Origin of the sequence: Arachidicoccus sp. (assembly GCF_050436765.1) — a bacterium.
In the GTDB taxonomy this organism is placed as follows: Bacteria; Bacteroidota; Bacteroidia; order Chitinophagales; family Chitinophagaceae; genus Arachidicoccus.
Genome location: NZ_JBNQGD010000402.1, coordinates 1 through 11,899, shown reverse-complemented (window position 1 = coordinate 11,899; position 11,899 = coordinate 1). Strand labels below are relative to the sequence as shown.

General features: G+C 36.5%; 13 protein-coding genes and 1 pseudogene. 7 read left to right on the top strand and 7 right to left on the bottom strand.

The window, feature by feature from the left end; translation table 11 throughout:
• Together ACQR30_RS16695 and ACQR30_RS16690 are read right to left on the bottom strand one after the other, a co-directional pair.
• A pseudogene (locus ACQR30_RS16695) lies at positions 1-180 on the bottom strand (heme exporter protein CcmB); the annotation flags it as partial.
• A 32-nt stretch (positions 181-212) separates the two neighbouring features.
• Positions 213-809 carry a thymidine kinase gene (locus tag ACQR30_RS16690; RefSeq protein WP_429736893.1) on the bottom strand — a complete coding sequence of 199 codons (597 nt, stop codon included), beginning with the start codon at positions 807-809 and terminating at the stop codon, positions 213-215.
• A gap of 157 nt (positions 810-966) precedes the next feature.
• Here ACQR30_RS16690 and ACQR30_RS16685 point away from each other — a divergent pair, with 157 nt between their 5' ends.
• From ACQR30_RS16685 to ribH, 4 genes are all read left to right on the top strand, one after another.
• On the top strand, positions 967-1,752 hold the full coding sequence (locus ACQR30_RS16685; protein WP_429736892.1) for a hypothetical protein: 786 nt from the start codon (positions 967-969) through the stop codon (positions 1,750-1,752).
• A 152-nt stretch (positions 1,753-1,904) separates the two neighbouring features.
• Positions 1,905-2,852, top strand: coding sequence for a pyruvate dehydrogenase (acetyl-transferring) E1 component subunit alpha (gene pdhA / locus ACQR30_RS16680; RefSeq protein ID WP_429736900.1), 948 nt, complete (start codon positions 1,905-1,907; stop codon positions 2,850-2,852).
• 105 nt (positions 2,853-2,957) lie between these two features.
• A complete protein-coding gene (locus ACQR30_RS16675) occupies positions 2,958-3,647 on the top strand; it encodes a tetratricopeptide repeat protein (RefSeq protein ID WP_429736890.1) in 690 nt (229 codons plus the stop codon).
• Between the two features lie 5 nt (positions 3,648-3,652).
• Positions 3,653-4,132: a 6,7-dimethyl-8-ribityllumazine synthase gene (ribH, locus tag ACQR30_RS16670; protein WP_429736889.1), complete on the top strand. Its 480-nt coding sequence runs from the start codon at positions 3,653-3,655 to the stop codon at positions 4,130-4,132.
• A 179-nt stretch (positions 4,133-4,311) separates the two neighbouring features.
• Here ribH and ACQR30_RS16665 read toward each other — a convergent pair whose 3' ends face one another.
• The 3 genes from ACQR30_RS16665 to ACQR30_RS16655 are packed head-to-tail and all read right to left on the bottom strand — an operon-like array spanning position 4,312 to position 6,778.
• Positions 4,312-4,866 (bottom strand): hypothetical protein, encoded by a 555-nt coding sequence (locus ACQR30_RS16665; RefSeq protein WP_429736888.1) that lies wholly within the window; start codon positions 4,864-4,866, stop codon positions 4,312-4,314.
• 37 nt (positions 4,867-4,903) lie between these two features.
• Positions 4,904-6,271 carry a histidine--tRNA ligase gene (hisS, locus tag ACQR30_RS16660; RefSeq protein ID WP_429736887.1) on the bottom strand — a complete coding sequence of 456 codons (1,368 nt, stop codon included), beginning with the start codon at positions 6,269-6,271 and terminating at the stop codon, positions 4,904-4,906.
• A gap of 45 nt (positions 6,272-6,316) precedes the next feature.
• Positions 6,317-6,778, bottom strand: coding sequence for a low molecular weight protein-tyrosine-phosphatase (locus ACQR30_RS16655; RefSeq protein WP_429736886.1), 462 nt, complete (start codon positions 6,776-6,778; stop codon positions 6,317-6,319).
• A gap of 241 nt (positions 6,779-7,019) precedes the next feature.
• Between ACQR30_RS16655 and ACQR30_RS16650 the strand changes: the two genes are divergently transcribed.
• Together ACQR30_RS16650 and ACQR30_RS16645 are read left to right on the top strand one after the other, a co-directional pair.
• Positions 7,020-7,352 (top strand): PadR family transcriptional regulator, encoded by a 333-nt coding sequence (locus ACQR30_RS16650; RefSeq protein WP_429736885.1) that lies wholly within the window; start codon positions 7,020-7,022, stop codon positions 7,350-7,352.
• 20 nt (positions 7,353-7,372) lie between these two features.
• Complete coding sequence (locus ACQR30_RS16645; RefSeq protein ID WP_429736884.1) at positions 7,373-9,499, top strand: PspC domain-containing protein; 2,127 nt, start codon at positions 7,373-7,375, stop codon at positions 9,497-9,499.
• Between the two features lie 175 nt (positions 9,500-9,674).
• Here the strand turns inward: ACQR30_RS16645 and ACQR30_RS16640 are convergent, their stop codons facing one another.
• Positions 9,675-10,331: a 3-oxoacid CoA-transferase subunit B gene (locus tag ACQR30_RS16640; protein WP_429736883.1), complete on the bottom strand. Its 657-nt coding sequence runs from the start codon at positions 10,329-10,331 to the stop codon at positions 9,675-9,677.
• 1 nt (position 10,332) lies between these two features.
• On the bottom strand, positions 10,333-11,028 hold the full coding sequence (locus ACQR30_RS16635; protein ID WP_429736882.1) for a CoA transferase subunit A: 696 nt from the start codon (positions 11,026-11,028) through the stop codon (positions 10,333-10,335).
• 269 nt (positions 11,029-11,297) lie between these two features.
• On the opposite strand from ACQR30_RS16635, the gene ACQR30_RS16630 reads away from it, so the two are divergent.
• Positions 11,298-11,899, top strand: a 602-nt coding sequence (locus tag ACQR30_RS16630; protein ID WP_429736881.1) for a hypothetical protein, incomplete at its 3' end; no start/stop codon positions are given.

The following is an 11,899-nucleotide window of genomic DNA, read 5'->3' as shown; positions in this document are numbered from 1 at the left end:
TACAAATAATTGCACCACCCAAAACAAGGCGTTCCATACTACATCTTCCGGTTGACCAAGCGTAATGTAGACAACAAAAATAGTTGAAGCTACATACAACAAAATACCATACAATGTATATTGTTGCCGCATTTCGAGTAATAGGTCTTTCTTAATTAATGTAAAAACAGAACGGTTCAAGAAATTATAGATTAAAAATGAATAGTTAAAAATTATACCTCACCTACAATATTATTTTCTTTTAGGCCCTCATCGTAGCACTTGCGGCATCGCGGCTCATACACATCTTTTTCACCCAATAGAACTTGCCCCATTTGTGCCGTTTTTCTAAATGATACATTTGCGATATTCCCACATCTGACACATATAGCATGTAACTTGGTGATATAATCCGCAACTGCTAAAAGTTGTGGCATAGGACCAAATGGATTCCCCTTAAAATCCATATCCAGGCCGGCTACTATTACGCGGACTCCCTTACGAGCAAGTATTTCGCAGACATTTACGATCTCCGCATCAAAAAATTGCGCCTCGTCAATTCCCACCACATCTACATCTTGCGAAAGCAATAAAATATTTTGAGAAGAATTTACGGGCGTACTTTGGATAGCATTGGCATCATGACTAACGACTTCATTGTCACTGTAACGCATGTCAATCGAGGGCTTAAAGATTTCTACTTTAAGATTAGCAATCTTTACCCGCTTCAATCTGCGAATCAATTCCTCGGTTTTTCCGCTAAACATGGAGCCGCAAATCACTTCTATCCAACCACGTGTTTCGCCTGTGAAGCTTGGTTCTATAAACATTTATTGCTGATTACTTTTTTCTACGCAAAACATATTAACATTTCTCTACGGAAAATATTATATTACTATTTAACGTTCAAATAATTACTTAGTAACTTTAAGTTTTAAAATTTATCGTTCAAAATTATTATTTATTAAGGAAACCTCGCGTTGTAATATGGAAAAACTAGATAAAATACATTTTTTAGTAGAAAGATTGCACACTTTAGCTGCTGGAAATGCGAGCAGAGAGCAATTAATTACTGCCACTCAAATGCTGTTGGCGGAATTGCAATTCTGTACGCAAACATATCAAAGTCTTCCTAATGTTTCCGTCATATTACCGGGAAAAAATCCACCTGTTTTTAAAGAAGAAAGAACCATTTCAGAAATTGAAACATCTTTCCCACAAGAAAAAGAAGCTAGTTTACCAGAAGTAATAGAAGAAAAAATTAATAATGTCAAGCCTATAGAAACGGAAACAATAATTCCGCCTAGTAATAATAATGATTTAGAAGTGAGTGAGCCTCAGTCGGAGCAACCAAAGGAACCGCATCCATTTATTCGGGATGAATTTAACATCTGGTCAACATATACGGAATCCTACGAAGTTCCTACGCTGGTCCAAAACAAACCTGCGACTACCCAAAAAGAACGGGAATTAAATGAAAGTTTAAAGCAAGACGGGATAGAACTAGGTCAAACATTACAAAGCACTCCAATAGAAGATTTATCAGCGGCCATAGGTATCAATGACCGATATGTATATATCAGTGAGCTATTTCGTGGCGATGAGGCAATGTATGAACGCAGCATTTTCACACTCAATAAATTCAATAATTACGAACAAGCCCATACCTGGGCAGAACGAGAGCTGCGCTTAAAATTAGGATGGGACATGGGAAGTGAAGTAACCGTACAATTTGAGCAACTAATAAAACGCCGTTTTATGATCCCTGATTAAGTTTCCAAACTAAATGCACTTCATTAAGAGAAAGCAGGCTAAAGATAGCCTTCTTTTTCAAATTAATACCTATATTTGCGTCTCAAATTTTATATACTGTGGCTACAAATACACAATTCTCAAAAGAAACTTACCTATACTGGTACGAGTTAATGCAACTTATCCGCCAATTTGAACTAAAAGCGGAAGAAAAATATAAAATGGCTGGCAAAATACGCGGTTTTTTTCATGCTTATATTGGGCAGGAAGCTATCGCCGCCGGCTGCATGACTGCAACCCGTCCCGAAGACCCATTTATTACGGCTTATCGCGATCATGGTTTAGGAATTGCTAAAGGCATAACGCCAAATGCTGCGATGGCGGAACTTTATGGTAAGGCTACCGGTTGTGCTAAGGGAAAAGGAGGCAGTATGCACTTTTTCAGTAAAGAGCATCATTTTTACGGCGGACATGGTATTGTGGGAGGGCAAATAGGTGTCGGTGCTGGATTGGCATTTGCAGAGCAATACAAAGGAACAGACAATGCAGTATTATGTTTCTTTGGTGACGGAGCCGCACGTCAGGGCGTATTGCACGAAACCTTTAACTTAGCAATGCTTTGGAAACTTCCTGTAATATTTATTTGCGAAAATAATCATTACGCTATGGGAACTTCCGTAGAACGGACGTCGAATGTGATAGATATTTATAAACTAGCTGACGGTTATGAAATGCCAGCAGATGTGGTAGACGGAATGAATCCCGAAACCGTCCATGAAGCTGTGGCCCGCGCCGTTAAACGTGCAAGAGAAAAAGGTGGTCCGACTTTATTAGAAATAAAAACTTATCGTTACAAAGGGCACTCTATTTCTGATCCGGGAAAATACCGTACTAAAGAGGAATTGGAAGAATACAAATCCAAAGATCCGATCCAAATGATATTGAAGGAAATTGAAAACAAAAATTTTGCTTCTAACGAAGAAATAGCAGCTATTAATGCCCGCATTGAAAACGTAGTAGAGGAAGCCGTGAAATTTGCTGAAGATAGTCCCTTCCCGGATGAAAGTGAATTACTGAAAGATGTATATGCAGATCAAAATTATCCATTTATTACAGACTAAAACTTATATTTGCGCGCACAGCAATCTATTCAATTTCAGAATTCGAAAGAATGGTGTCGCTGTTCTATAAAAAGTAGCTTAAAAAATAAAATTTCAAAACAACGTATGTCTACAAAACAGACTTTTAGCAGTGACAATTTATTGGTTATTTGGGATAGATACCAAAAGCCTATCCTTACCGTACTTATCATTATTATTTTAGCCGTTGCTGGATGGCTGGGTTATCAAAAATATGTTGTTCAACCAAAAGAGGAAACAGCAAACAAAGAATTATCAACGGTACAAATGGCTTTTCAACAAGCAACGATGTCACCAACGGTGGATACTGCCGCTTACAAATTTGTAATCGAAGGTGAAGGAGCTAACAAAGGCGCTCTTTCTATTATTCGTAATTATGGAAGTACCAATGCAGGGAATCTTGCAAAATATTATGCAGGAGAAAGCTATTTGCATTTAGGTGATTTTAATAATGCTATAAAATATCTAAATGATTTTAAAACGAAACAAAAGCAAATCCAAATGATGGCCTATGGTTCACTTGGTGATGCTTATAGTGAATTGAAGAAAAATACTGAAGCTATTGACAGCTATAAAAAAGCCTCATCTACTTTTGAAGACGATGATGTAAATGCTTCAGAATATTTATTCCGTGCTGCTTTGCTAAGTGAATTGACGGGCAAGACAAATGATGCGGTGGATTTGTATAAAGAATTAAAAGAAAAATTTCCAAATACTGAAAAAGGTGTGCAAGCTGATAAATACTTAAATCGTTTAGCTATACAGCCCAACAATTAATAACAATGGCCACTCAAGGAAATACAAATTTATCAAAAGGCATCCCTCAAATAAAGGATGCCTTTGTCATAATTATTAAAACGGAATGGAATGCTCATCTAGTAGATAAACTTGAAGAAGGTTGTATAAACGTATTGTTGCAGAACAATGTAAAGTATCGAAGTATAAGCGTTCCCGGAGCGGTAGAAATCCCTTATGCGATAAAAACTTATGCCGAAAGTACCCAACAAAGTGCAGATGCATTTATAACTTTAGGTACAGTCATTCGTGGTGGAACACCTCATTTTGAATATGTTTGCAATATGGTTACCGATGGAATTCTATCTTTAAATCTATGCTTAAAAATTCCTATTATTTTTGGTGTGCTGACCGTAAATTCTGAAGAAGAAGTAATTGAAAGAACCGGAGGCATTCATGGTCACAAAGGTGAAGAGGCCGCCATTACGGCTATCAAAATGATTGCTCTTACCCGATCTCTGAAATAAACTTAGCACAAATAACTAAGAAAAATATCTGAATAATAGGGCCTAGCTTAGTCTACCCGTGCCCATATGAGTTGCTCCATGCACATAGGCGCCTGCGCATGGAAAAAGTCCACTATCAAATCAATAAACTTAAGGTGTAAGGACAGGTGGCTGTTGATGAAATCCAATGGCGATCACCTCTATTTGTAATAATTTTCATCTAAATAGAAAAAGCCATCGTCTTTTTTCCAATACCAAAACTTGTTCTCATATCTGTAGTAATATCCTTTAACCCCTTTTTTGGCCAGATTATCTGGCACATACAAAATGCGGGGAGGTATTTCTTTAAATCGGAATGCCAAGTTTTTGGCTTCATTAGGCGTATAGGCACGTACGGCTTGACTAAGAGAGTCTAGGTTATGCGATACATTCGGAGGTAAATTTAGCGAATCTATTTGTAATACACCATGACTATCTATTACTACAATAGGTGCATTTGATACAGCGGCTTTAGCAGTTAGATCAGACGGATTCTCTACAACACCATTATTCGATCCAATTTTTTCAGAGGCATTGTGAACAGAATCAAGTATCGTAGCACGTTTTACATATTGTTTATGATCAACTCTATCGGGTGCAATTTTCGGTTTTAGTTCCGTATTCGAAGATTTCGCTGGAATATTCCTCCTCCCACAAGCGGCTAATAGTATAGAAAGAACAAATACTGGATATATAATTCGTATAATTTGCTTCATATATAAATTCATTACAATTTTCAAACCAAAAATATTCTTATTTTAAAATATCCTTTATCAATTCTACTTCAGTAAGATTGGCCGATTGTTGTTCTCCCGTTTGGATATTTTTTATTGTACAAATATTTTCTTCCAATTCTTTACTTCCAATAATAATAATAAAACGAATATTTTTCTTCTCGGCATACTTAAATTGTTTATCCATCTTAACTGCTTCATGAAACAATTCGCAACGCACTGCGTTGCCACGTAATTGTTGCATTAGTCGATAAGCAGCTTTTGTTTCCTTTTCGCCTAAATTAAAAAATAACACTTCAGTACCAATTTGCACTTCTTCGGGAAACAGTTGCAACTCTTCCATCACATCATATATTCTATCTACACCAAAACTAATACCCACACCTGGAATATCGGAAACCCTAAAAAGTCCTGTAAGATCATCGTATCTGCCCCCTCCACCGATGCTTCCCATCTCCACTCCTTTCGCCTTTATTTCGAAAATGATTCCTGTATAGTAATTTAACCCTCTGGCTAAAGTAAAATCCAGACTTAGTATTTTATCTTCAATATTAGTATGGTCCAATACATATTTCAACTCTTCAAATCCGGCAGCAGCTATTTCATTACTGGCTAATAGTACTTTCGCTTCTTCCATCTTTTCTTCATTGCCGCCGCCAATAGAAAGATATTTTTCAATAATATCAATTTGGTTCGACCCTAATTCACGTTGTGCCAATTCTTCCTTTACTTTTTCTATTCCTATTTTATCCAACTTGTCAATAGCAATAGTAATATCCGTTAATTTATCTGCGCCTCCGCAAAGTTCAGCAAGTGCAGCCAAAATTTTTCGGCTGTTGATTTTTATTTCAACATCAATTTTCAATTGTTTAAAAACAGATAAATAAATGTGCGTAAGTTCTACCTCATTCAACAAAGAACGACTTCCTACTACATCACAATCGCATTGGTAAAACTCTCTGTAACGGCCGCGTTGCGGTCTGTCGGCGCGCCAAACTGGTTGTATTTGGTATCGTTTAAAAGGGTAAACCAATTGTCCATGATTCATTGCCACATATCTTGCAAAAGGAATGGTAAGATCATAACGCAATGCTCTCTCTGTGATTGATTTACTCGTTTTCCCTTTCAATACATCTTCAAACCCTTCCTTTGTTTTTTCTGCTTTCGCAGGATTATCAAGTCCGTTATTGAGAATCTTAAAAATTAGCTTATCTCCCTCTTCACCATATTTACCCATCAATGTTTCAATATTTTCCATGGCAGGTGTCTCCAATGGTTGAAAACCATATAACTCAAATACATTACGAATGATATTAAAAATATACTGACGTTTGCGCACCACATTTGCGCTAAAGTCTCTGGTTCCTTGAGGTTGAGAAGGTTTCATAAATTAGTAGTGAATAGTTAAAGAATCTACTTCGCTATTCATTATTTATTTTTTTATCTTGTTTAAAAATTTTTCGCAAGCTTCATTCAATAACTGAAAAGTCGTCTCAAAAGCGTCATCTGTATTTTCGTACCAAGGATCGGGAACCGATGCATTGCTACCCGGGTTCGATTCGTTCAAAATTAAATCAACTTTTCTTTCATCCCAAAGATCGCCGGCTATACGTTTTACTTCATTGTAATTGTCACTATCCATTACATATATTTTGTCGAAACGCTGCATATCTTCTTTGATAAACTGCCTTGCTTTTAAGGGACTAATGTTGACACCATGTAATCGCGCGATTTTTTGCGCTTTTTTATGCGGAGGTTCACCACTATGCCAGCCACCAGTACCTGCGCTATCAATTTCCCAGTTTAGCTTTTGCTCGTCACTTTTATATTGCAAGATACCTTCTGCCAGGGGACTGCGACAAATATTTCCCAAGCAAACCATTAATACTTTCATCTGGGCAAAGATAAGGCTTGAAACTCAGGTTTTTGAATTTATAATTGATGATTTTTCGCGCTTTTGCTCAAGAAAAGCGGTTACAAGTAAATCATTTTCATATTTATTTTTAATTAATTCATATTGATTATCAGTAAGTTAATTTGTATGTAAAATTATTTTTAAAAATATTCAGTACTATGTATTGCATAGTATTATTAATCACCTTATCTTTGTTCTGCAAAACAATAAAAAAAGAACTATGGATATTCAAAATACACAAAGCCAAATGCGGAAAGGGATATTGGAGTTTTGCATTTTATCTATCATCAAACAAGCAGAAGCATATCCCAGTGATATTGCAGAAAAAATGAAAGCAGCTAACTTGAACATTTTGGAAGGGACGCTTTATCCTTTGTTGACTAGATTAAAAAATGCCAACTTGCTCAGTTATCGATGGGTAGAAAGCGTGTCGGGGCCCCCAAGAAAATATTTTAGCCTTACAGATGAGGGGTTGAGTTTTTTAAAAGAATTAGAAGATACGTGGAAAGAGCTTTCAGACGCAGTAAACCAAGTAACAGATCATAATTTATAAAGCCATATAAAATAAATAGAATGAAAAAAGTAATTAATATAAATTTTCAGGGGCGCGTAGTCATGATAGAAGAGACAGCCTACGAAAACCTAAAAAGTTACATAGAAAGTTTACGCACACATTTTGCAGATGAAGAAGGCTGCGACGAAATTATTAATGACATTGAAAGTCGGATTTCCGAATTATTTGGAGAAATAATTAAAAAGGGAAATCCTTGCGTAAGTGAATCAGACTTAGATGCAATTATTTCAAGTATTGGCCGCCCAGAAGACTTTGAAGAAGAGGAAAATTCACTGGGGGGAAAGGAAACTAAGACACAAAGTCAGAACAATCAAGCATCTGCGCAGAATGCACAAGGACATAAGCAATTGTTCCGTGACGAAACCAATAAGAAAATAGGTGGTGTGTGTGCTGGTATCGCCAACTACTTCAACATAGATCCTACTATGGTGAGACTCATCACATTAGTATTATTTTTCACTTATGGTATCGGCATTATTCCCTATATCATCTTATGGATAGCGGTTCCTAGCTCCGCCACACAAGTTATTGGTTCCTCTCAAAAAAAACTCTTCAGAGACATTTCCAATAAAACAATTGGTGGTGTATGTAGTGGACTGGCGAGTTACTTTAATGTGAGTATTTGGATCCCTAAAGTAATTTTCATAATAGGCGTTTTTTGCACATTGCCGATAAGCTTAGCATTCAATTTACACTCAGGCGGATTCTTTTTTCCCGGTATCAATGGGTTCTTTATCACCTTATATATAATCCTATGGATTGTCGTTCCTCCAGCCGTTACTGCATCTAATAAACTTTCAATGAAGGGTGAAAATGTAGACCTTAATAATATAAAGTCAACCGTTCAGGAAGACTTAGGTGATGGTAAAAAAAAAGTAACTAGTAGCAGCCCCAACGAGCCAGTACAAACACTTGCACACACTGCACCTAGTCATCGTTCGACATTGGGTGATTTTATCATATTGCTGTGTAAAATATTCGCCTACTTTATTGTTGGAATAATATTGATTTCAATAATCGGCGGATTGGGTGTAGCAGGTGTGGCATTAATTGGCATTTCACCTTTAAAAGATTATATTATCGGTGGCCTTTGGGAAAATATTTTTACATACGTTGCTTTTCTATTGTTAATATGGGTTCCGGTAATTGGAATTATCGTATGGATAATAAGAAAACTTACCAAGTCTACAAGAAGTAGTAAAGCGTTGCGAATCACGTTTATATCGCTGTGGTTCGTGGGTTTGATAGCTGGCATTTGTCTAATTGCCTCTATATATAACGATTTCAAATACGTAAACGATCCTACGGAAATGCCCGTTACGCTTAATAATGCCAAAATAAATAAACTTGAAATAACTTTAAATAAAAGGGAAAGACCCTATTATAATAGACATTGGTTCTTCAATCGCGATATGGATAGTTTTTTTAATGATTCTACATTTATAAATAATACCAATGTCAGAATAATACCAGCATCGGCAGATAGCTTCGGCGTTTCAATTGCAAAATTTTCAAACGGAAAATCTATGGAGCAAGCGAATATTTTAGCAGATAAAATAAACTTTACTGCAATTACACAACGAGATTCAATTCTAGATATCCCTACTTATTTCTCCATCAATAAAACAGATAAATTTCGCAATCAATTTGTAATTATAACGGTTGCTGTTCCCCTTGGAAAAAGGATAGAAATAAACAAAACTGATGGCTTTAACAACAGATTCTTACTAGGATTTGATAATGATGACTTTGATTTCTACTATGATAACGGAAAATACGATTGGGATTATAATACTGAATATCTTATGACAAAAGACGGATTAATTCCTACGCACACGGATATAGATATAAGCAACGATAAAATTAAATCAGCCCAAGATATTATTAAGGAACAACAGGAAAAAATTAAAGAACAACAGGACGACATTAAAGAAAAGATAGAAAAGCAAAAAGAAGATTTAAATGAGCAACAAGAAAAAATTAAAAACAACCTACAAAAGGTACAAGATAAAATGAATGCTCAAATTCAAAACAGCACCACATTAAACCAAGATGCAGCGTCAATAAGCACCGGTTTCGAAAACCCCGTATTAATGATTGGTAAAGCTTTTGCGAAAATCATTTAGTACCATTCATGCAAATGTGATTTACGCAGTGGGGATGTTCAACGAACTATGTCAGCCTTAGGTGTTAGTTTGCGGCGGTCCCCGCAAACTAACACCTAAAATTTTTGTAACGGCACCCGACACACGCTCACCAAACAGAACTTAACTACGATATGGCCCGGGGAAGAGCAAACACCTAAAATCTCATCTCCGGTACATTATCCGGTATAATTAATTTACCAGCAGTCTTTTGTTGTATTTCTTCTACAGTTACCCCTGGTGCGCGTTCTAACAATAAAAAGCCATCCCTGGTAACTTCGAGTACTGCTAAGTCAGAAACTATCTTTTTTACACAGGCAACCCCCGTTAATGGCAGGGAACATTTAGGTAAAATTTTGCTTTCACCTGCACGATTGGTATGCTGCATTGCCACAATAATATTGTCGCAACTTGCTACCAAATCCATCGCCCCGCCCATACCCTTTACCATTTTCCCCGGTATTTTCCAGTTGGCAATATCCCCAGTTTCGCTTACTTCCATAGCACCCAAGACGGTCAGATTTATTTTTCCTGCACGTATCATTCCAAAGCTTTCTGCACTATCAAAAAAAGCGCCCCCGTCAATAATGGTAACTGTTTCCTTACCCGCATTTATCAGGTCAGCATCCACATTTTCTGTAGTTGGATACGGGCCGATGCCAAGCATACCATTTTCACTTTGTAATACAATAGTCATTGTTGAAGGAATATAATTAGCAACCAAAGTAGGAATACCTATACCCAGGTTTACATACATACCATCTTTTAACTCTTGAGCTATACGTCTTGCAATTTGATTTTTATCTAATGCCATTTTAATTATTTTGCACGGTTATTTTTTCAATTCGCTTAATATAATTTTCCCCTTGGAATATGCGATGTACATATACACCGGCAACATGAATTTGATCCGGATCTAGTTCTCCAGGCTGAACCAAATGTTCCACTTCAGCAATGGTAATATCGGCTGCCTTCGCCATGGAGGTAGAATAATTTCTCGTCGTTTTTCTAAAAACAAGATTTCCCATGGTATCACCTTTCCAAGCCTTTACCAATGCGAACTTTGCATGAAGCGCCAGCTCCATTAAGTAATCCTTTCCATTAAAATTTCTAATTTCTTTTCCCACTGCTACTTCGGTTCCAATACCCGCACGCGTAAAGAAAGCCGGAATCCCCATGCCTGCCATCTGAATACGTGTTACCAAAGTACCTTGCGGAATTAAATCTACTTCTAATTCTCCAGCCAGTAATTGCCGCTCAAACTCCGCATTTTCTCCAACGTAACTGCTCATCATTTTCCGGATCTGCTTTGATTGTAAAAGCAAGCCCAAACCAAAATCATCAACACCTGCGTTATTGGAAATACAGGTTAAATTCTTAACGCCACTTTTCACCAACGCATTAATACTATTCTCCGGAATCCCACACAGACCGAAGCCACCAAGCATTATCGTATCGCTATCTTGGATATCTTTAATTGCTTCTTCGGCGTTTTTAAATGTTTTATTCATCTTTTCTGAATTATTTCTATTTGCTATAAAGATAACGATTGTTAGTAGATATATTTTGCATTTACTATCTTAAATTTATCATTAATATTTTTTACTGGAAAATCTATTGTTCAATAACACCCGTAGAATTACGGGGGCGAGTTGTCTTATTGCCATTAACCTCTCTTATTGTAACCAAAATGACAATGGCAATATAAAATAATACAATGTGAACAAGAATCAGAAGCTATATTATTACTTTATCTTCGCAATGATTTTTAAGCAAAAAGATGAGAAAAATACTTTCTATTAAAAGCAACACTTGGATGATATGCATAATTATGTGTTGTGCACTGCTATTCGCATCATGCCTCAGTTCGCAACAAATGATGGCAAGACTGAATGGGCATTTTTATAAATATACTTTTGCAATCCGCGAGGCAACGACACATAAAAAAAGTACTACCTATTCTGATAATTTATTTACAGTCAATTTCGATCCGCAATATTCAAGAATCAATTTTTCTCTTATCAACCACAGTAAGTCCCCCATTCAAATTATTTGGGATCTTACCACTATCAAGGTACAAGATGACTCCTCCAAAGTTATTCATGCAGAAATCCCCTATGCCAATAAAGGTAAGAGCCTACCACCCACCGAAATAAAAGCCGGGGCTTCCTTACAAGATCTTATTATTCCTACAGATTATATAAAAAATGAAAATGGAAAATGGGTAGAAAAAAATTTCTATCCGGAAACCGACCAGTCCAACTCTGAAAACACAGATTGGATTATGGGGTTACTTGGCGTGGATGTTTTTAAGTTGTATTTACCTATTCAATCAAACGGGAAAATACAAGTCTACAAATTTACTTTCTATCCGATTGAAAT